A 21669-nucleotide genomic window follows, 5' to 3' on the forward strand; every position below is an offset into this window, starting at 1 on the left:
CTACTTTATTTGTCTGCCGGAAAAACGATCCCCGCACTTTGGCGCAAATCGTACAAAACGCGGTTGACCGCCTGGGTATAGCTTAACCAGTCGGCTGCGAGTTGGTGGGAGCCTTTTTCCTGTGGCGTTGCTAAAACAGCCGCAAAATCCACGGCTTCAGCAGCCAGGGGATTGTCAACTTGAATGTTCGTTAAATCGGTAACGTGCCCGTTTCCCGCTACCAATTTGACCATATTCAAATCGGCCGGATTATCCAGCCATAACGTTTCTTTTAACCCGTAAATTTCACTAGGCAGGATGGAGTTGACCGTTTTAGCCATGTTTAAGGTCACGTCAAATTCAGGATAATGTAACAACGCGACCCCTTTGCCGTCCACTCCCGTCGCCAGCATCGTCGGGTGATATTCGACGCTACTCGGGACTCCAAACCAAGCTACTGCATCATACACTAAATAGACGCCTAAGTCTTGTAAACAGCCACCCGCAAATTGCGGCGCAAAAATATTAGGCCGTTTGCCGGCTAATACCTGATCGTAACGTGAAGAATACTTGGCATAAGTCAAAGTCGCGCCCTGAATAACGCTCATCTTAGCCAACTGTTCTTGAATTACCTTGAAGTTAGGTTCGTGCAGGTGCCGGGCCGCTTCAAATAAATACTGCTGCGGGTGGTCTTGCAACAAATCCAGTAGTTCCTGCATTTCTCTAGGGTTAACGCAGGCAGGCTTTTCGACGATCACGTGTTTCCCGGCTAAAAGCGCCTGCTTACACTGGGCAAAATGCAAACTGTTAGGAGAAGCAATGTAGACCACGTCAAAACTGCCCTTAGTGAAAAATTCCGTTAGGTCAGTGAAATACTCCGTGACTTCAGGATAAGCGTCACCGAACTCATGTGCCCGAGCAAGTGTGCGCGAATAGATCGTAGTTAACTGAAAACTGTTAGTATCTCCACCAGCTGCAACAAACTGCTTAGTGATCCAATTAGTACCGATGATTCCCAATTTTAACATCACGTGCCACCCCTTTTTTAATTTACCCTTATTTTACCAGAAAATTAGCGGTGATCTCGCTGCGTTTGCTGAGAAAATCCATCACCAACTAGATAAAATATAATTTGTGTTTCAATTATGTTTAACTTTGATTAAAATAATCGTTATCTTTACACATTAGTTGTGAATGGTGGTATATTTTTAGTAAGGAATTTAGCGTATCGCAGAAAGAAGGAACCCGCAATGAAAGTCTCCGGCTTCGCAGAAGATTCGTTTGTGAATAAGGTGGTCAACTTATTCAAACGACACTCTTCTAAGAAGCAGCCCAACTCGAACAATTCCGCGCAGATCTACGTCGGTGCGTGGCAATTTAGCGATGAGCATCAAAGCCGCATTCATCATTTAGTAGTCAACCCTGACCTTTCGCTTGCACTTGACCAGCATCTTTTACCCGGCTCGATTCAACTACTGACCCCTAAAGAACTTGTTTTCTTAGATACATATGGTTATCATCTCCGCATTGATACCATCGATGCGCACCCTGCAAGTGTCTATGATGAAGCTGACAATCGTGTCTACCAATTACGACCTGAACAACAATAAATTACCGGAGTCGGGAAGTGTCCCAACTCCTTTTTTTGTCCCCAATTACCACCATTAAATTTTAACCACTGCTCTATACTCACGTTCGTTAATTAATATTATTTTAATAAAGCCGCTGGGGAATCTAACTGATACGTCGCACGCGGCTCTTCGACTTGCGTCCCGTTCCAATGGATCAACGCCGAATCACTGCCAGCGTTGCGCGCGCACTCGATGTCCGTGGGCATGTCTCCCACGTAAATGGCATCATCGGGGAGAACGTCTAATTTTTCTAGACCTGCTAGTACCGGTGCAGCAGCGGGTTTATGTTCAGCGGTGTCGTCGCTAGTGATGATCACGTCAAACAGCCGTTCGAATTCAAACTGACTAAAAAATAAGCCGATTTCTTCGCGCCGCCGAGAAGTTACGATCCCTAACTTGACCTGCCGCTTTTTCAGTTGTTGGAGCGCCTCTTTTACCTGCGGAAAATACTTGGTTTGTCCGGCATACTCGGTATAATTACGGCGCCAAGTAGCACCAAAACTAGCCACATCCATGCCTAAATTCAACTGCTCCACGCCCTTTGCTAGGGTAACGCCAAACAGCGCATCAAATTCTTCCAGGGTTAACTGGTGACCGCTGACTCGTTTTACGGTCTTTTCCCACGTTAGGTAGGCGGCCCTTCTCGTATCGATCAGTGTCCCGTCCACATCAAATAAGTATGCCCGGTAGTTACGCACAAACTCGTCCTCCTCTTGACTATGAAAAATCTCCTAAAACAGGTAGCTTACTTGCACTCACGTAATTGCCGTATTCTTGTGCCCGTTTTTGCAGCTCCACGGCACTTAGGTTAGCCGTGTCTAAGGTGATAAACGGCGTTAAGTATTTTAACTGCAACATTTTAGCGGTAGCCTGAAACGGACGTAACAATTCCGTGACCGTGTATTTGAGCTGACCTTTTCGCCCGTAATTATTAGCGCCGCAAGAAACTGACAGCAGTAATTCTTTGCCCCGCAACTTGTCACCACCTTCGCCGTACGCCCAACCTTCCGTAAAAACTTGGTCTTGCCACTCTTGCAGTAAAGTCGGACAGCTGTACCAGTAAAACGGAAATTGTAACACGATCCGCTGTGACGCAAGCAAGGCCTGCTGTTCTTTTTGCACGTCGACGTGCTGGTCGGGATAGAGTTGATACATGTCACGCACTACAACTGACGGTGCTAACCCCGTCACTAAAGTCTGGTTAACTTGCGAGTGCGCCCAGTCAGGATGGAATAAAAAAACTGTCGTTTGCATATTGACCTCCCCAATTAATGATTTAACAACTTCATTTTATAACATTCCACCCATTAAAACAGCCCAAATCGTAGTCATTTTACAAGAGTTAAAACAAAAATCGGTTACATTTTGTAAATGATTGTTTCTCGGTCTTGATTACGGTACAATGTAGCTGTAACTTTATATCTAGGAGGATATTTGAATGGCTTATTTGGATAATGGTAACCAAATTTTTAAAGATGCTCGTAAAAATCATTACGCTGTTGGCGCGTACAACACCAACAACGTCGAATGGACTCGTGCGATCCTGCGCGCTGCCGAAGAAACCCGGACCCCACTTTTGATCCAAGTGTCAACTGGCGCTGCTAAGTACATGGGCGGCTACAAGTTCGTTAAAGACATGGTCGAAGATCAAATGGATTCCATGAACATCTCCGTTCCCGTTGTGTTGAACTTGGATCACGGTGATTACGATTCCGCCGTTGAATGTATCAAGCTAGGCTACTCATCAGTAATGTTTGATGGTCATGCTTTACCAACCGACGAAAACTTAGCTAAGACTAAAGAGATCATCAAGTTGGCTCACGAACGCGGCATTTCAGTCGAAGCCGAAATCGGCAAGATCGGTGAAAACCAAGGCGGCGGCGAATTAGCTTCCGTTGAAGATGCTAAGGCATTTGCCGCTGCTGGTGTTGACAAGTTAGCTTGCGGGATCGGCAACATCCACGGCGTTTACCCGGCAGACTGGAAAGGCTTGAACTTCGATCGCCTCAAAGAAATCGCCGCTGCCGTTGACATTCCGTTGGTATTGCACGGTGGTTCCGGCATCCCTGAAGAACAAGTTAAAAAAGCTATCTCATTAGGTGTCGCTAAAGTTAACATCAATACCGAATTCCAGTTAGCCTTCCAACAAGCTACTCGTAAGTACTTCGAAGCCCACAAAGACGAAGACAAAGCTAACAAGGGTTATGACCCACGTAAGTTACTCTTGCCTGGTGCCGAAGCAATTACCGACGCAATGAAGGAAATGATCGGCTGGTTGGGTACTCCTTCGATCGACGAAGAATTAAAATCCGCTGCATTCGATCGCAGCTCATTAAACGAAGAATAATTTAAGAGTATTAAAAAAGAGCGAGGGTAAGTTATATTTCCCTGGCTCTTTTTGTGTTAGTATCGTTATCATCTGATTAGTTGTGGTAAAACACCAATGCTACGCAAAAACAGGCGAAATCAGCCGCGTATCTAACCGGATGCATATTAATTTTTATTTGCCAATTGCCAACTGCTTTAAAGCTTGTCCGGTTTTAGAAGCGGCGACTTTCATTGCTTTTTGGGGCCGACCACTATACATAATTTGACCGCCATATTTTCCCGCTCCAGGACCCAAGTCAATTAACCAGTCAGCTTGACTAATCACTGCTAAACTATGTTCAATGACGATCAACGTATTCTTTTGCTCAACTAAATCATTAAATAAATTAAGAAGCTTAGCTGTATCTTTTAAATGTAAACCAGCAGTCGGTTCATCAAGCAAATAAAGAGAGCCTTTTTCTTCTAATTCAAAAGCTAACTTCAAACGTTGCAATTCCCCACCTGATAAAGTATTCAAGCTCTGATCTAAAGTTAAATAATCTAAACCAACTCTTTGCAGATTGGTTAATTTCAGCAAAATTTGCGGTTGATCACTAAAAAAGTTGGTGGCTGCAGTAACTGATAGATGTAAAACTTCAGCGATATTTAAGCCGTGATATTGGTAGCTTAAAGCTTCAGCATTAAAACGACGACCACGACATTTTTCACAAGTCTGCACAACTGGATCCATAAAAGCCATATTGGTAATCGTAACCCCCTTACCCTTACATAAAGGACATGCACCTTTACTATTAGCGCTAAACAACTGACGTGAAACACCATTTTCATTACCAAATATTTTTCTAATATCATCTAAAATATTCAAATAAGTTGCGGTATTTGACCGTAAACTGGTACCGATTGGCACCTGAGACAAATCAATATAGTTACCAGTTAACTGCTTTTTAAGTGCAGTAATCAGTGAACTTTTACCAGAACCAGCAGGTCCCGAAACAACGGTTAATACCTCCCGGGGAAAAGCTGCAGTAACCGTTTGTAAATTGTTTTCTTTGGCATTTTTAATGGTAATAGAATCTTTAATTGTCCGCCCTTGTGGCCAAGACAATTGGTGATTTAAATATTGGGCCGTAACAGTTTTTTGCCGCAAAAGCTCAGAATAAGTACCCGTAAAGACAACCTGACCACCCTTTTGTCCCGCTTCTGGTCCAATTTCAACTATATAATCAGCTAATTTAATAATTGCTGGATTATGTTCAACAATCAATACGGTATTACCACGATCGCGCAACTTAGTTAAAGCTTTAACGATTAATTGAATGTCATAAGGATGAAGTCCAACACTAGGTTCATCTAAAACATAAAGTAAGTCGGTCAAAGAACTGGTCAGGTACTTGGCAATTTTAATTCTTTGTGCCTCGCCACCTGATAAAGTCGCTGTATTACGATTTAAATTTAAATATCCCAAGCCAATCTCAACTAAAGAATTAATTTTAGTAATTAATTCCCGAACAATTTCCTGTACCTTTGTTTCTTTGATTTTTTTAAAAAAGGCTAAAGCCTGCACTAAATCCAGATTCCCTACTTGAAAAATATTTAAACCATTAATTTTAACCCGTAAAACTTCTTGCTTCAACCGGCTTCCGCCGCAAATAGGACAGTCTTTTCTTGTTACAACTTCACTGATTGCCGCTTGATGCTTCTTAGCCTCTTTTTTATGCAAAATTGAACGGCGAATCCGGGGCACGATTCCTTCATATAAAGCAGTCTTATACCAATTCTCAGGTGGATTAGCCAGTTTTTGTTGCGGTGCATGCATTAACAACTCGTATTCTTCTTCAGAATAATCCTTGATCGGTTTATCCACATCAAATAAACCACTGTAAGCATATCTTTTCCAGCGCCAAGTATTAACCCCAAAACTAACAAAAGTAATTGCGCCTTCATTTAGTGACTTATTTTGATCAAGAATTTTTGTTTCATCAATTTCATCAATATAGCCTAACCCCTGACAGTTGGGACACATCCCCTGTGGCAAGTTAAAAGAATAATTATCCGAATATCCAATAAAAGGTTGGCCGAGACGAGAAAAAAGTAGCCGCAATAAAGAATAAATTCCCGTATAAGTAGCCAAAGTTGAACGCGCATTATTCCCTAACTTACGCTGCTCAATCACTATTGCCGGCGGCAAATTCTCAATTTTACCCACTTCGGGTTGACCATATTTGGGTAAATATTGCTGGGTAAAACTCGGAAAAGTTTCATTTAATTCCCTTCTTGATAAGGCTGCAATTGTGTCAAAAACTAAAGATGATTTGCCTGAACCTGATAAGCCAACAAAAACCGTTATTTTATTTTTAGGTAACTTCAAACTAATATCTTGCAAATTATTTTGCCTAGCGTGATGGACAATAATTTCTTTTTTTTGACTCATTTTCTACTCCTTAAATGCCCATAAGTTAATTTAAATATATGTACTATAACATATTAATAGACTTCTTCAGAAATTAAAGCTTAAAATTTCCGATTACCACGCACAAACCTGTAAACAAGCCCAAGGCGCTTTGAATTCCAAATATCGTCAACTACTAAACTACCATTCGGCAAACGAAGCATTTGCCAAAGAACTCACCCGACAAGCACGTTGGATTTTTACTTTCAATTTATAGTTTTTATTTTATAATTTAGTGCACTTGATTTGACAATTGAGGAAACAACTTAAAAATAACAAACCACCTAGACCAATTTTGATCTAAGCGGTTGGAAAATTCTTCATCAACACTAGTTGACAAAGAACCTTTTTTAGTTACTTGATTTTAAGTATCAGTGAATCAGCCCATACTAACAACAAAAGACTTAGTTTTTCTTGACTCTTCGTGCTAAAAATTCTGCAAATTTTGAAGCATCTTCAGCTGACAATTTGCCAATCAACTTAGAGCGTTCTAATAAGTTGCATGGAATAAAGTAAGAGCTGTAAGTATCGATCCATGAATCTTTCTTTAATCCTGTCGTCGTAAAATCATTAATAGGATAATAGAATTTTTTCATTGTCGCAGACTTATTTTGATACTTCGAAGTAATATTAAAAAACAGAATCCCCCGCTCATCATCTCTAATAATTAGGACAGGTCGTCTTTTACCACCAGGCATTGTCAAAAATTTAACATAAGTCGTAATAATATCGTTAGTATTCATCTTCTTGTGCCCATTGTGCTAATTTTTCCGGAGTATCTAACTTAACAACTGGTACCTCTTGCGCTAAATTTTGAATATTCAACAACGTTTTTTCATCCGCTGTTAACTTAGTTGAAAAAGGTAAACCAGCTTGTGCGACCAACCTTTTGTAAAACATAGTGATTGCAACTGTCGGAGTCAATCCTAATTGTGTCAAAATTTCATTTCCCTGATCTACTAATTCCTTATCAACCTTAACCTGAATTCTTTTTTTTATATTAGCTGTCATTGGACTACCTCCTAAGTACTATTGTACTATTAACAGACAATAGTGACAATTGGTTACGACTCTATGCTAATAGTATAGAACCCTTTTGTGTCCTCATATTTTATTTAAATAACTTTTCAAACAATTTCTTACCGTGATTGTGATATGGATTCTTAACATTGATCCAAGCAAAAAAAGCTGGTGCATCTAATTCAACATCGACTCCCTCGGGATTACCGTTCACTACTTTAGGTGACAATGCATCGCGGTAAATCTTAGACGGTCGACTTTCACCGAAGCGACTAGCATTTTCGTCCAACGTTGAGATTTTAAAAATCAAAGAATCCGTTTCTTTATTGTACTTAAAATAATCGTGACTAGAACCCAAATATAACTTACGCCACTTTTCTTGACTCGATTCCTGCGAATCGTCATAACGGTGCTCCGGAAAGAAAATTGGTAACGGTTCATCGCACATTTCATAATAATCACGAAATATTTCCCGGGTAATATGGAGAAAATCTACCTTACCACCGTTTTCATAAAAATTCCACTGCTGGTCATCGTCACTGATCTTAGCCGCAAAACGTAAAACAAAATCCTTAAATAAGGTATTATTCACCCGCGCCAAAACCTCGTTATACGCACTAACAGATTCCTGTTTAAATTTGTCATCAAAAACCTTATCGTTTTTCAAATAATAACTACGACGCCGCGCTCGTTCTGGTAAAGTATAACCATCACTATTAGTCGTTCCAATCATTGCTGGGTAATTTTCATGCTGTCGATCCACAGTGTTAGTAGTATTGACGACTAAATTTTCCCCGTAATTTGGTTTACTAAAAAATTCACTGGGGATTTCATCGACTAACAAGGGATAAACGTTAGATTCTTGTAGCCAATTAGCTAGCTGCGCAACCGTTTTTGATTTTTTATTATGAATATTTTCCGGTAAGATCGTATTATAGTCCATAAAATCAGTAGTGCTGTCGTGTAAAGCTGTCATTCGGGCAATCAATCGTAATAGACTAGACTTACCCGAATTGGCTGTCCCACCTAAAAACAAAAACTGGGGTACGTCTTTTTGCTCTTCTTGCGAACCGACATGGTGACGTAAAACGGAAATAAACGGTGCACTAAAAGCATATAAAATTGCTTCGTAGATCCGCGCACCATAGTCATTAGTATATTTGATCGTATATTTTTGATAGTTACGCAATAAGTGGCTGATGGTCGTTAACGAATACCTGATATCCGCCACAGAGGCATACTTGCCAAACGGAACCGCTTTATTTTTAACCACCGTATCCTTCACAAATAAACCCGACTGCCGTCGTAACAAATCGATCGTTGCTTCATCAAAAATCAACGCGGGCCTTTCCTGCACGGCCTCATCCACTGCTTCTACTTGCTTAACCCTTAATCGCTTGACTACCCGTTTTTTGACGGTCGGCGGCGTCGCTAGTTGGTGTCTTTGATTTCTATTAGAGACCATGTCGCTAGCGATCTCATAGGCAAATTTTTCGGCCTGCTGGTCTTCTTTTTTACGTTGATATTCCGGACTGCCCACGGCTTTTTGGTCTTGCAGCTGATTGATCAATTCCCCCGTATACTGGGGTAAAATTCCCAACGACACTCCGTTGCGCAAATTTTCCACGGTCTGCGTCACTGTCGCCTGCTGAATCGCACTGACATCTTGATCGTCCAAGATAGTTGCCGCAACTAATTGATCACTAGGCGCTAATTCTTGATTGTCTTTTTTCTTTTTAGTAACGACTTTAAACAGTTCTTTGGGTAAGTAATCCATTAGTAGCGGCTTAATATCTTGCCGGTAATGACGCGCCAATTCGGCATATAACTGACTATTATCGTAAATTAAAACTTCTTCAAATTGATTAAAACGGCTGTCAAAAGCCTGCTGGGACAAGTTAGCCGAACCAATTACGACTCGCGTATTTTTAGTTTGCTCATTTTGTAGTAGATAAAACTTAGAATGAATCACAAAACCGGCTTGCGGGACTTTTAATTCTATCTGATGCTCCAAGACTTCTTGTTTCACCGGTGCCTTGAGTTGTCCAAAAAAGTTTAACGCACTCTTTTTAGCGGTTTGCTCATTGGCGTACTTAACTGTTGCCTTGAGCAGTTCATCATTAGTCGCAGCCTGAATTTTCCCCTCCGGAATCCCCACAACTAAGGTAGACTGCTGAAATTGTTCCAGATATTGGTTGACGAACCGCGGTGAAATTGAATAAGTCACTGCCAATAATTTAGTATATTTTTCATGATCAAAAATCTGTGCGATCGACCAATCAACTTGTCGGTTTTCGTACAGAATATTGGTAGTAAGCAGTGCCACGTCAAAACCCTCTTTACGTTTAGTTTAATTACTATTGTAAACTATTGCATATAGGAGAGCAAAAGGAAATACTAGCAAATTGCAAGAATAAGTTAGCCACTTATCAAAAAGCTGATTAGTGCAATTTCTTGGCGGCGCGCGTAGCCCAGTTCTTTTCGAAAAGCTTCAGCTGGGATTTGATAATTTAATAATCTGCGCAACAAGTGATTGAGTCTGTTTTTCCCACTACAGTGTTAATTTCGAAGTGACCAAATTCACGTCGTTTCTCAATTCGTTGTGGTCGCTGCGCGATACTTTTACCGTTGACCTTTTTGACTTGCTGGGTCTGACCGCGTTTCAGTTCGTTATTGATAGTTTGATGAGCAACTCCTAGATTACGAGCAATTGCCCGCGCAGAAAGGCCACGTTCGTGCCAAGCAGCGATTTGTCCGCGTTCAATTTCAGTTAAATGATGACCTTTGGTTCGCTTTATGGTAAACTGTTCTTGCATCAAGATAAAATCCTCTTTTCATTGTTTGTCGTAGAATTAATGATACTGGATTTTTATCTTGGTGTCTTTTTATTTAAATTAAGTGGCTAACTTAATTGTAAAACTTACGTAGTACTTTTATAATTCGAATACTTCATTTTTTATTAAGCTGATCAACGTTTTCAAAATGTAATGTCATCTACCGCCACCACCTTTCTAATTTTGCGCATAAAAAAAGCACTCGCAATTGAGTGCTAATTAATATATTGACTAAACTTCATATTGGCTAAACTTCCAACTTAGCTCGTAATGCTTCAGTTAAAACAGCAGAAAAATTAATATTTCTTTCCTTACCTAATTTAACTAAATACTCAGGTACAGAAACATTTTTGCGTACTGTTTTAGGATTATTTCGCCGATACTCGTCCATATCAACCGATACAATCGTTTTGATGTCATTATCTTTTGTATCAATGTTTTCAAGTGCCGAAGCCTTAGGATAATCAATTACATCTTCTAAAGCTAATCCAATCAAGTCTTGTGCCATCACTAAGGCATCTTTGAGATCTTCACCTTGAGTCCAGCCACCATCAATATCAGGGATTTCAACGGTATAGCCGACTTTCTCAGGATGCAGAATAACTGGATAAACAACGGTGTTTTTCATATCTAATCCTCCTCGCTGAGTTAAAATTTAAGGGTATAGAAACAAGTACTCATTTGAGCCCTGCTTCTTTTAAGATTGCCCGTTCCATACCCGGCTTTAATTCCTTTGCGTGAATTGGAACATAAGTCGTAACATTAGTTTTAGGATTATACATTTTTAAATGTGAACCCCGTTGCGACTTTTTTATGAAACCATTCGCTTTAAGTAACTTAACGGCTTCTCTTGGTCTCATCGGCATTTTCTATACCCCTTTCCTTATTACAAATTTATTATACACAATGATGTGTATAAAGTCAAGCGGAGCCGATAACCGAGCCACAGGTATTTTTCATGGTTCTTTGTCAACTAGTGCTGGTGGAGAATTTTTTAACCATTTAGATCAACATAGGTCTAGGTGGTTTGTTATTTTTAAGTCATTTTTTGTTTTTAATTAATTTTGCTTTTAATTTTTAGTGATTTAAGCGTGTTTTCCCGCTTTTAACGTACACTAAATAAGCCTCCCTATTTGATCAAATTTTTTGAATTAGTTCAGTATTGAAAGCTTACTGATACATTCCAAAATGACCCGTAAAGAGGTTAAGAAATATCGATCTAACAATTAAAGTACAGCTGCGTATGAAATCATATAAGTCACACCACCATCATCGTTTAAACGGTAAAAGTATCGCGCAGCGACCACAACGAATTGAGAAACGACGCGAATTCGGTCACTTCGAAATTGACACTGTAGTGGGAAAACGTGCTGGTCAGGAAAGTGTGTTGCTAACTTTAACTGAGCGCAAAACTCGTTTTGAAATCATTCGTTTGCTTGAAGGTAAAGACGCTGATTCCGTTAACTATGCTCTCACACAAATCACTACGCAACTAGGTGATATTATCAAATCCGTAACTGCCGATAATGGTACGGAGTTTAGTAGCTTGACTACCGCTTTAAACGGAATCGCCCAGATTTATTACGCCCATCCCTATACTTCATGTGAACGCGGAAAAGCGCAATGCTTTTTCTTATACCTAAATTTAAATTGGTATACAAAAAACAAGCATTGATTTTTCGTCATCAACACTTGTTAGTATAGAACCTTAAATTTTAGTAAATTAATGCCACTGGCAGGAGTCGAACCTGTACTTGGATAACCCAAACAGCGACCTGAACGCTGCGCGTCTGCCAATTCCGCCACAGTGGCATGTTCAAAGGAACAATCAATAGTATATAATAAATCTCACTAAAAGAAAAGCCCTAAATAAAATTTATCATTAAAAATGTCATTCACATCTGATAATGTCTTAAGTAATCACACGAGAAAATGTCTCAAATAACTAGAAAAATTCCTCCGCTTCTGCCAAAATAATTAGGCAAATTACACAGCGGAGGATCTTATGAGAAAGGTTTACTTAACGATGAAAGAAGCACACAAATATCAAATTATCAAAAACGTAGCTGAAGGTAAAATGCCCAAAACTAGAGCTGAGGTTCAACTAGGGGTAACCAGACGTCAGATCGATCGGTTACTTGTCCGTTACAGAACAATTGGTAAATCAGCTTTTATTCACCAAAATCGTTTGAAAAAGCCCAAGCATGCACTTTCCCAAACAACACGTTCAACTATCGTTGAACTGTATCAAACAAAATACGTCGGCGCTAATTTCACTCATTTTACGGAATTATTAGCCGAACATGAGGGCCTTAAATTCAGTCGGTCAACAATCGCTAATATCTTAAAACAAGCGAATATCCTATCACCTAAGGCTCATCGGCGAACCAAACGACTGCACCGAGAAAAGCTCCGAAAACAAGCTATGAAAACTAAAACAGTCGCTAAATCAGATAAAATTTTAATTCCAGGAGAAACTCACCCTAGTCGCCCACGTAAAAAATATTTTGGTGAATTAATCCAAATTGACGCTAGTGACCACTTATGGTTCGGCAAGCAAAAAAGTCATTTACACGTGGCAATTGATGACGCAACTGGAACTATCGTTGGTGCTTACTTCGATCATCAAGAAACCCTCAAGGGTTACTACCACGTTTACCATCAGATCCTAACCAATTATGGCATTCCATATGAATTTTTCAGTGATCGGCGAACGGTATTTGAATATCAACGCAAACACCAAAAACAGGTTGAAAATGATACTTTTACGCAATTTGGTTATGCTTGTCAACAACTTGGAACTAAGATTTCGACCAGTTCTATTCCACAAGCAAAAGGGCGAGTTGAGCGTCTCTTTGAAACGCTACAATCTCGCCTAATCACTGAATTACGTATTCATCAAGTAGCTACGCTAGCTGCGGCCAATGTATTCCTAGATTCCTACATCGAAAGATACAATGCGCAGTTTGCCCTACCGATAAATGATACCACATCAGTGATGGAAAAAGCACCCGTAACGACTAAATTAAATCTAATTTTGGGCACTTTAACTACTCGTAAGATCAATACAGGTAATCACTTTTCATTCCATAAACAGGCTTATTTACCGGTCACATCGACTGGAAAAGAAGTTTATTTTCAACGTGGGACAGAGGTGTTGGTTATTAAAGCCTTTGACGGTGAATTGTATGCTTCAATCGCTGAAGGTTTATATCGCGTGCGCCGCTTAGCGGCACATGAGTTACGATCCCAGGAATTCGACGACGTACCTCAAAAACAAAAAGCGAAAAGAAATTACATTCCACCGCTCTCGCATCCCTGGAAAGCAGCCAGTTTTAACCGCTATTTAGCTAAACGCGGGATCACACAAGCAGAATTTGAACAGGAGCGCTACGCTTAGCACAGCTTTTTTCGTCGGTCGACTCAGATTAAAGCAACACATCGCCTTACAGAGGTCAAGGGCGGCGCAGCCGTTTATTTTACCCTTGACCTTCTGTGAGGCGGTGTGTTAGGCAACCATTTCGACTGACAAAAAAGCTGAGCACCCCCTTTTTCAGAGGGAGATAGCCCAGCGGCTTGAGCGCTAATTACTCGCTAATGTTTATATTTTTTTGAGACATTTTCAAAAACGATTGACAGCCCTAAATAAAATTTATCATTAAAAACAATCCATATTCATTATCTCAAATAATTATTTCATTCAATTGCCGGTTATGCTAACATTATTAGGTCTAAACACTGACGACATTAAAAGCTGAAAAATCAAGGATGTGAATCTAATGGTCAAAGTTGGCTTCAGAAAGCCCAGTATCAAAAAATCCCTGAGCGCTAGAACTAAGGGACGTTTCACCAGATCTATCAAAAGAGCAATCATCCCTGGTTACGGTCAAAAAGGAATGGGTTGGGCCCACCCCAAAAGAAAAATTTACAATAGTGTTTACCACAAAACAACTATTGATACCCGGAAAGTTATCATCAATGCAATAAAAACAACTCCAGGTCATGCTGCAACAACTATCAGTTCAGGTCATAGTAACTATGAAGAACCACTACCTGAACATGATCCTCACAGTTATTTCAAAATTATTAAGGAAATTTGTGGTTGGAGTTTTTGGCTTAGTGCTTTATTTCAATTACCCACTGGATTTTGTTACTTGTTTTTATTTATCTGGGTTCTTATGTGGTTTATCAAAAATATTATCTCTTAGGAGGATAAAAAGTGCTTAGATTCATACTAGTTTTAGTTACCGCTTATGTAATTTATTTGTTACATAGAAGTATTAAAATGCATGATTTCAATTGGGCATTGGCATTAGCGACCCTCATTTTACTAGCAGTCGGAATCAGAGTAGGTAATGATTCACAGCAAATTCATTATTCTGCCAGTGAAGTTCAGACTATGCAGCAAAAATATCAACGAACTAAAAAAGAAAATCGCTCATTAAAAAAACAACGGCCAGCATTATTAGCCAAAGAAGATTCCACGAATGAAAAGTTGAACAGTATAAAAACAACTTATTCAGTGCAGCAAGGTCAGTTTCAACAAGAAGCTGACCAAAAAAAGCAGCAGGAAGTACAAGAAAAACAAGCACAAGAACAGGAAAGTCAACAAAAACAAGCTGCTACACAACAAGAGTCCGCTAAAAATCAGCCCGCTGTACAACAGCAACAAACAACCAGTGCTCAATCCACTGGCGATCAAAATGGTACTATGGTCTGGGTGGCTACCGAATCTGGTAAAAAATACCACTATGATCCTAATTGTCGGGGGTTAAATCGCGCTAATGGTAAACAACAGATGACTGAACAACAAGCGATTGCCGAGGGTTACACCTTATGCAAATTGGAGGGCGGAAATTAATTTGAAAAATAAAGTAATCACGTTATTATTCATTATACTGATACCTCTTTTGGCTGCCGGTTGTTCGAGTCCACACCAAAAAAAGTTAGATGCTCAGTATAGTAAGTATCAAAAAATGTATGCCGCTGAAAAAGAAAAAAATAAGCAGCTAAAGCAAGAAAAAGAAACTACCAGTGATACTACGTCTGATTTAGAATCAGATATTAGTGATTACCAGTACAAAATTAAAAATCATATTCCTTAATTAACAGCAGTTTGCTGCCAATCGAATTGAGACAAAAAGCGGTTAACAGTCGAGCACTAGGCTAGGTGCAGATTGTTGCTTTTGGGAGCACGATCAAACTATTATTTAGGAATATTCAAATAGGTTCTGAGACAAAACTCATTGTTTTGTCCCCGGGCCATTTTTTATCCTATTTCCCTTGACCTCCCCGTCCCTCTTAGTTACACTTAAGTAACTCAAATCTACCGAGATAGGATGATCCCAGATGCTAGACTCATTACTTACCAAACAGCAATGCCAAAAAATCCTAGAAATCAATTTTCGCTACCAAATCAAACAAAAGATTAAAAATATTCTTCTCGTAACTACCATTGGCTACTTGATCGTCGTCGCCGTGATCTGGATCTGGGCTTTTTCCATGCTGTGGATCATAGTTACCGCCGTGATCATCTGCGGAAGCATTCAATTTTTGCTCACTAAAAAGTTATTACACAGGGGGTCAAAATTATTTTCCGATAAATTAAGGAACATCAGCGCCATAACATATCACAGCATCTTATTTGTCACTAACGATCACCAGGCCCAGCAGCAATATATCAAACTTTATGCCCAACTTACTAAACTGCCACAATATTACGCCCGCAAAGGAATTCTCGCTCCTAATGAACCCGGCTACCGCATTGAAGACGACCCAATATTTGCCCAACTGGTAACTAAACTTAATTTCACTGAAATAGTTAATAGCCAACCTAGTATTATCGAAACCGACGACTACCTGATAATAGCAAGAATGAAAAAGATGGACCACAAAAAGAAAAGAATGATAGTTTCTCCTATCGCAAAAACCACGGAAAATCTGGCGTTACTAAGTGCCACCAATAATTCGCCAGCAATTTTAAGAAAAAAGATTCGCAAGTACGCCATTTTACCTTAGCCCGCTTTTTGGTCATCATCATAAAAAAACTCTTGCGTTGTCTTCCAACATATAGTAAAATATTTTTTGTCGGAATTTGCTGGTGAGTGGTGGTATTTTTTATCCCGCTGGCCTTTAAAATTTTAGTTGACAAACACTAGAACTTTCCGTATACTTTAAGAGTTGAGTTTATTGGGCATTCGCCAAACTGGTAAGGCAGTGGACTCTGAATCCATAATTTACAGGTTCGACCCCTGTATGCCCAATCATATTAAAAAGTTTCCCGCTTCGTTGTTGAAGTTGGGAAACTTTTTTAGATTTAGTCCCAGTAATTGCTATTTACGCAAAAATTAGCTACTATTAACTAGAATTAATTTGTACTTAAATTTACCCGGAAAGTTGGCCGCACATGACTTCATCTAAAACTCCAAATGCTAAAGAAAAAATGCTGCGTGGATCGGCGTGGATGACGATCGGCAGTATTTTTTCCCGGATCCTCGGTGCCATTTACATCATTCCTTGGTACGGTTGGTTTGGTGCCGATAAACTGCAGGCTAACGCACTTTACACTAAGGGCTACACCGTCTACAGCCTCTTTATCATGATCGCAACGGCCGGGATTCCTTCCGCCGTCGCCAAACAGGTGGCCCACTATAATTCGCTCAATGAATACCAGATTGGCAGACGCCTATTTCAAAAAACACTACTATTAATGATTGCTCTAGGCGCATTTTGTGCCGCTCTACTGTGGGGGATCGCCCCTTGGATCTCCCAAAACGATCCTAAGGTGATCCCCGTTTACCGTTCGTTATCCCTAGCCTTACTGCTGATCCCGGCGATGAGTTTAGGACGCGGGTTTTTCCAGGGATATTCTGACATGGCCCCTTCGGCTTTGTCCCAACTACTCGAGCAACTGATCCGCATCATTTACATGTTAGCTGCAACCTTTTGGATCATGAAAGTTCTCCATGACCCCTACGTCAAAGGGGTTGTTCAGTCCACGCTAGCCGCCTTTTTCGGTGCGTTAGGTGGTATCTTACTACTATTATTTTATTATTTAAAAAAGCACCGCCAGCTGGACTCATTAGCCGCCAACAGTGCCAATCAGTTACAGATCTCCGACGGCAAAATCATCAAGGAAGTTTTGTGGGAATCGATCCCCTTTATCTTCGTTAGTATCTCGATGACTCTCTACAACCTTTTTGATCAGTTTTCATTTCAGCCGATCATGCAACACGTCACGCACTATTCGCTAGCCGCGATCAACGCCCAGTACGCGTTATTTGCTGGCAATGCCAATAAATTAGTGATGATCATCGTTTCCTTAGCGATCGCCCTGTCTACTACCGCGATCCCGCTACTGTCCGAAGCCATCACCAAAAGAGATATCATCGGTACCAGACAGCAGATCACCGATTGTTTAGAGCTCTTCTTTTTTATCATGCTTCCTTGCTCGTTAGGAATGGCTGCCGTCGCGCGCCCGCTATACGTTTTATTTTATTCTTACAATCACTTGGGCGTTTTCGTGATGAGCGTCGCTTCTTACACGGCATTACTGATGGGGTTATACTCCGTCATGGCCGCCATCTTACAGGGAATTTACGAAAATAAAAAAGCGATCCAATACACCATCGCTGGTCTGATCGCTAAATTACTCCTGCAAATTCCCCTGACGGTCTGGCTCCACGCTTACGGTCCCTTATTAGCGACCGCTTTGGGCATGGGCGTTTCGTGTTACTTAATGTTACGTTTTGTTTATTACCGCTACAACCTCAACTTGCGGGTCTTACAGAAAAATTTCAATAAAATGATGTTTTTTGCCTTGGTGATGTTTGGCGTGGTGATCAGCGCCGTTTGGGTCTGTGGGCTCTTTTTAAGCAAGTACAGCCGCGTGTTTGCCACGCTGACTCTGGTGATCGTCGTGTTACTCGGAGCCTACGTTTATCTCGGCTTGGTGTTAAAGGCGCGCCTATTTGACCATATCATCGGTCGTTCCGCTAACAAATTACGCCAAATGCTACACATCAGCTAAGTGTTGCCGCATAAATTCCTGTAAGTGCGCGCTGATATCCGTGGGCAAGACCACATACTTCTGTTGTGCCAACTGGTCGGCCAACGCACTGTGCGTGTAAACTGCCGCGGCTATTACCTGAGTCGTGTTTTGTGTTGCAAATTGTGCTAAAAACCCACCAATGATTCCTGCCAGCGTGTCGCCCATGCCTCCTGTCGCCATGTACGGCCCGCCTAACAGCAACCGTTCCGGTGCCGCATCCTCGTGATAAATTTCCGTCTGGTACTTTTTTAGCACTACCGTCGCGTGTAACTGTTGTTGTGCCTGGCGGTTGCTGGCTTCGTTTTGCTGGGCAATTTTAATACCGGAGAGTCGTTGCCATTCCATCTGATGAGGAGTAAAAACTAACCGCGCCTGCGGCTTAACCGGCTGTTTTTGTTGAGAGCATAGCGTGATTGCCGAACCGTCAACCAGTAAAATTTGGTGCTCGGTAACTTGTTGCAGCACCGTCTTAAACACCGCTTCAGCTTGCTGGTCTAATCCCAGTCCCGGCCCCAAAACGATTACCGTCGCCTGCTTGACCGCCGCCGTTAGCTCCGGCAATTGCGTCAGGGGCACGAACATTGCTTCGGGCACCCGCGTGTGTAACGCGCTTAAATTAGCGGGAACCGTCGCGACGGTCACTAGTCCCGCACCACTGCGTACGGCTGCCAGTGCCGCCATGATGATCGCTCCGCCATAGTTCAAGTTGCCACCAACCAATAACACTTTGCCGTAATCACCCTTATGACTGTGATGCGGCCTTTTTTTTAACAAATTTAACACCGTTGCTGGAATTTCTTTCATTATTTTCCTCCGTTTCCTAAATCCATTACGAAGATACAAAAGAGGAACCTGAACAAAAATTGAATTTGTCTCGGTCCCTCTTCGCATATCCTAATCGTGTCTCCAAAAGCAGCAGTTCATGCCTACTTTTACTTAGCGATCACAATATTCACTAACTTATTAGGAATAGCGATCACTTTTTTAACTTCAGCGCCACTGATTTCTTCTTTAACGTGTTGGTCAGCCAGTGCCAATTCTTGCAGTTTTTTAGCCGGTAGGTCACGTTCAACTTGCAAATGTTGTCTTACCTTGCCGTTGACTTGGACTACCACTTCTACAGTCTCATCCAGTAACTTGCTTTCGTCGTAAGTCGGCCACTGTGCATAAGCAATACTGCCTACGTGTCCTAGCTTAGTCCACAGTTCCTCGCCGATATGTGGCGTAACCGGAGACAACATCTTAACGAAGCCTTCCATGTATTCCAACGGTAACGAACTAGCCTTGTAGCAGTCGTTAACAAAGACCATCAGCTGTGAAATTGCCGTGTTAAAGTGCAATTTTTCGTAATCTTCCGTTACTTTTTTAACCGTTTGGTTGTAGATCTTAGTCAAATGACCGTCGTTGATCGTAGTCACGCGGTCACGTAACTTGTCGTTTTCATCGATCATGAGGTTCCAGGCCCGATTGATAAATTTATACGCGCCATTCAACCCGTCTTCGCTCCAAGCAACCGAAGCATCCAACGGTCCCATAAACATTTCGTATAACCGTAACGTGTCGGCACCATACTGGTCAACAATGTCGTCAGGATTGACCACGTTGCCCTTGGACTTCGACATTTTTTCGTGATTATCGCCTAAGATCATTCCCTGGTTGACCAGTTTCTGGAATGGCTCTTTAGTCGGTACCACACCAATGTCATACAAGAATTTATGCCAGAAACGAGCATACAGCAAATGCAAAACAGCGTGTTCAGCACCACCAACGTATAAATCGACCGGCATCCACTGTTTTAATTTTTCGTAATCGGCGACCCCATTTTTATTATGCGGATCAACGTAACGCAAGAAATACCACGAACTACCAGCCCACTGCGGCATCGTATTCGTTTCGCGTTTACCCTTACGCCCATTTTCATCGACCACGTTGACCCAATCCGTCAGGTTAGCTAGTGGGCTTTCCACCGTGCCAGAAGGTTCGATATTCTTTTCTTTAGGCAAGCGTAACGGTAATTCATCCTCGGGGATCAGCGTAGTTTCACCGTCTTCCCAGTGAATAACTGGGATCGGTTCGCCCCAATAGCGTTGCCGGGAAAATAGCCAGTCGCGCAAACGATAATTGACCTTCTTCTCGCCTAGTTTGCGTTCGGTCAACCAATCGGTGATCTTAGCGATTGCTTCGTCTTTATTTAAACCGTTCAAAAAGTCGGAATTGATATGAACACCGTCGCCAGTATAAGGCTCCTTGCTGACATCTCCGCCTTCGATCACGGGCACGATCTCCAAGCCAAACTTGCTGGCAAATTCATAGTCCCGCTCATCGTGAGCCGGAACGACCATTACGGCACCGGTCCCGTAAGTTGCTAGCACGTAATCTGCTATCCAAATCGGTGCTTTTTTACCGTTGACCGGATTGATTACATAACTGCCGGTAAAGACGCCCGTCTTGGTCTTAGCCAAATCAGTTCGTTCCAAATCAGATTTTTGTTCCACTTCTTTAACGTAAGCGTCCACCGCTGCCTTTTGTTCCGGAGTCGTCAACTTCTTAACTAATTCGTGTTCGGGAGCTAAGACCATACAACTAACACCGAAAATCGTATCCGGACGCGTGGTGAAGACTTCGATCGTCTCGTCACTGTCGGCGACTTGGAAACGAACCGCAGCCCCGACCGAACGGCCGATCCAGTTACGTTGTTGTTCCTTGATTGCTTCCGGCCAGTCCAGATCGTCTAAATCATCGATCAAACGATCCGCATAAGCCGTGATTTTTAGTACCCACTGACGCATCGGTTTTCTGTAAACTGGGAAACCGCCCCGTTCGGTTTTACCGTCGATCACTTCTTCGTTAGCGACCACGGTGCCGAGGTCCGGGCTCCAGTTGACCAACATATTAGCTTCATAGGCCAAGCCTTTTTTATAGAGTTGTTCGAAGATCCACTGCGTCCACTTATAGTAATCAGGATCGGTAGTATTGATCTCACGACTCCAATCGTACGAAAAACCGAGCGATTTGATCTGACGTCTAAAATTATCAATATTTTGTTTAGTAAATTCACGCGGAGAATGCCCGGTATTTAGCGCGTACTGTTCGGCTGGCAGCCCAAATGCATCCCAACCCATCGGATGTAACACGTTATAACCCTGCATTCTTTTCATGCGGGCAACGATGTCTGTGGCCGTATAGCCTTCAGGATGGCCCACGTGAAGCCCCTGTCCGGACGGATAAGGGAACATATCCATTACGTAATATTTCTTTTTAGTAGCATCATCACTGGTTTTAAAGGTTTGATGTTCCTCCCAAAAATGCTGCCATTTTTTCTCGATTTTTTGATGATCGTATGCCATTTCAAAATCTCCTCTTTAATAAATTGATATT

The 21669-nt window shown here is 41.5% G+C and carries 19 protein-coding genes, 2 tRNA genes and 2 pseudogenes; 10 read left to right on the forward strand and 13 right to left on the reverse strand.

The annotated features are described in order from the left end of the window. Positions 1-5 precede the first annotated feature (5 nt). On the reverse strand, positions 6-1007 hold the full coding sequence (locus ACSYSK_RS06085; protein WP_491714263.1) for a Gfo/Idh/MocA family protein: 1002 nt from the start codon (positions 1005-1007) through the stop codon (positions 6-8). A 222-nt stretch (positions 1008-1229) separates the two neighbouring features. Between ACSYSK_RS06085 and ACSYSK_RS06090 the strand changes: the two genes are divergently transcribed. Further along, positions 1230-1589, forward strand: coding sequence for a DUF4828 domain-containing protein (locus ACSYSK_RS06090; protein ID WP_491714264.1), 360 nt, complete (start codon positions 1230-1232; stop codon positions 1587-1589). Between the two features lie 98 nt (positions 1590-1687). Here ACSYSK_RS06090 and ACSYSK_RS06095 read toward each other — a convergent pair whose 3' ends face one another. Next, positions 1688-2308: an HAD family hydrolase gene (locus tag ACSYSK_RS06095; RefSeq protein WP_491714265.1), complete on the reverse strand. Its 621-nt coding sequence runs from the start codon at positions 2306-2308 to the stop codon at positions 1688-1690. Positions 2309-2327: 19 nt separating this feature from the next. Then, entirely contained in the window at positions 2328-2864 is a 537-nt protein-coding gene (locus ACSYSK_RS06100) for an NAD(P)H-dependent oxidoreductase (protein ID WP_491714266.1), read from the reverse strand. Positions 2865-3048: 184 nt separating this feature from the next. On the opposite strand from ACSYSK_RS06100, the gene fba reads away from it, so the two are divergent. Beyond that, on the forward strand, positions 3049-3957 hold the full coding sequence (gene fba, locus ACSYSK_RS06105) for a class II fructose-1,6-bisphosphate aldolase (RefSeq protein WP_491714267.1): 909 nt from the start codon (positions 3049-3051) through the stop codon (positions 3955-3957). 153 nt (positions 3958-4110) lie between these two features. Here the strand turns inward: fba and ACSYSK_RS06110 are convergent, their stop codons facing one another. The 7 genes and pseudogenes from ACSYSK_RS06110 to ACSYSK_RS06140 all read right to left on the reverse strand — a co-directional run bounded on the left by ACSYSK_RS06110 (position 4111) and on the right by ACSYSK_RS06140 (position 11107). Then, entirely contained in the window at positions 4111-6369 is a 2259-nt protein-coding gene (locus tag ACSYSK_RS06110; RefSeq protein ID WP_491714268.1) for an ATP-binding cassette domain-containing protein, read from the reverse strand. 422 nt (positions 6370-6791) lie between these two features. Then, positions 6792-7130 carry a type II toxin-antitoxin system PemK/MazF family toxin gene (locus tag ACSYSK_RS06115; protein ID WP_491714269.1) on the reverse strand — a complete coding sequence of 113 codons (339 nt, stop codon included), beginning with the start codon at positions 7128-7130 and terminating at the stop codon, positions 6792-6794. Then, on the reverse strand, positions 7120-7398 hold the full coding sequence (locus tag ACSYSK_RS06120) for a type II toxin-antitoxin system RelB/DinJ family antitoxin (RefSeq protein ID WP_491714270.1): 279 nt from the start codon (positions 7396-7398) through the stop codon (positions 7120-7122). The genes ACSYSK_RS06115 and ACSYSK_RS06120 overlap by 11 nt, the downstream gene beginning before the upstream one ends. Before the next feature lie 100 nt (positions 7399-7498). Next, positions 7499-9733: a restriction endonuclease PLD domain-containing protein gene (locus ACSYSK_RS06125; RefSeq protein ID WP_491714271.1), complete on the reverse strand. Its 2235-nt coding sequence runs from the start codon at positions 9731-9733 to the stop codon at positions 7499-7501. Positions 9734-10028: 295 nt separating this feature from the next. Then, positions 10029-10223: pseudogene (locus ACSYSK_RS06130) on the reverse strand (helix-turn-helix domain-containing protein); the annotation flags it as partial. Between the two features lie 265 nt (positions 10224-10488). After that, the gene (locus ACSYSK_RS06135) at positions 10489-10869 is read right to left on the reverse strand and encodes a type II toxin-antitoxin system HicB family antitoxin (protein WP_491714272.1); all 381 of its coding nucleotides are present in this window, start codon (positions 10867-10869) and stop codon (positions 10489-10491) included. 49 nt (positions 10870-10918) lie between these two features. Then, positions 10919-11107 (reverse strand): type II toxin-antitoxin system HicA family toxin, encoded by a 189-nt coding sequence (locus ACSYSK_RS06140; RefSeq protein ID WP_491714273.1) that lies wholly within the window; start codon positions 11105-11107, stop codon positions 10919-10921. 338 nt (positions 11108-11445) lie between these two features. Here ACSYSK_RS06140 and ACSYSK_RS06145 point away from each other — a divergent pair. Then, a pseudogene (locus ACSYSK_RS06145) lies at positions 11446-11856 on the forward strand (IS30 family transposase); the annotation flags it as partial. A gap of 112 nt (positions 11857-11968) precedes the next feature. Here ACSYSK_RS06145 and ACSYSK_RS06150 read toward each other — a convergent pair. Then, positions 11969-12053: transfer RNA gene (locus ACSYSK_RS06150), tRNA-Leu, on the reverse strand. A gap of 214 nt (positions 12054-12267) precedes the next feature. Here ACSYSK_RS06150 and ACSYSK_RS06155 point away from each other — a divergent pair. The 7 genes from ACSYSK_RS06155 (at position 12268) to ACSYSK_RS06185 (ending at position 18270) form a co-directional block, all read left to right on the forward strand. After that, positions 12268-13641, forward strand: a complete 1374-nt coding sequence (locus ACSYSK_RS06155) for an ISNCY family transposase (RefSeq protein WP_491715874.1) — start codon at positions 12268-12270, stop codon at positions 13639-13641. Positions 13642-14020: 379 nt separating this feature from the next. After that, the gene (locus tag ACSYSK_RS06160) at positions 14021-14449 is read left to right on the forward strand and encodes a hypothetical protein (protein ID WP_491715892.1); all 429 of its coding nucleotides are present in this window, start codon (positions 14021-14023) and stop codon (positions 14447-14449) included. Between the two features lie 11 nt (positions 14450-14460). Continuing rightward, a complete protein-coding gene (locus tag ACSYSK_RS06165; protein ID WP_491714274.1) occupies positions 14461-15102 on the forward strand; it encodes a hypothetical protein in 642 nt (213 codons plus the stop codon). Between the two features lies 1 nt (position 15103). Further along, complete coding sequence (locus ACSYSK_RS06170) at positions 15104-15346, forward strand: hypothetical protein (protein WP_491714275.1); 243 nt, start codon at positions 15104-15106, stop codon at positions 15344-15346. A 244-nt stretch (positions 15347-15590) separates the two neighbouring features. Next, positions 15591-16259 (forward strand): hypothetical protein, encoded by a 669-nt coding sequence (locus ACSYSK_RS06175; protein WP_491714276.1) that lies wholly within the window; start codon positions 15591-15593, stop codon positions 16257-16259. Positions 16260-16431: 172 nt separating this feature from the next. Beyond that, positions 16432-16504: transfer RNA gene (locus tag ACSYSK_RS06180), tRNA-Gln, on the forward strand. A 143-nt stretch (positions 16505-16647) separates the two neighbouring features. After that, a complete protein-coding gene (locus ACSYSK_RS06185; RefSeq protein WP_491714277.1) occupies positions 16648-18270 on the forward strand; it encodes a putative polysaccharide biosynthesis protein in 1623 nt (540 codons plus the stop codon). Here ACSYSK_RS06185 and ACSYSK_RS06190 read toward each other — a convergent pair. Both ACSYSK_RS06190 and leuS read right to left on the reverse strand, forming a co-directional pair. Next, positions 18256-19095: an NAD(P)H-hydrate dehydratase gene (locus ACSYSK_RS06190; RefSeq protein WP_491714278.1), complete on the reverse strand. Its 840-nt coding sequence runs from the start codon at positions 19093-19095 to the stop codon at positions 18256-18258. The genes ACSYSK_RS06185 and ACSYSK_RS06190 overlap by 15 nt on opposite strands. A 128-nt stretch (positions 19096-19223) precedes the next feature. Continuing rightward, positions 19224-21638 carry a leucine--tRNA ligase gene (gene leuS / locus ACSYSK_RS06195; protein ID WP_491714279.1) on the reverse strand — a complete coding sequence of 805 codons (2415 nt, stop codon included), beginning with the start codon at positions 21636-21638 and terminating at the stop codon, positions 19224-19226. Between the last annotated feature and the right edge of the window lie 31 nt (positions 21639-21669).

This window comes from Ligilactobacillus sp. ESL1201, from assembly GCF_058503265.1.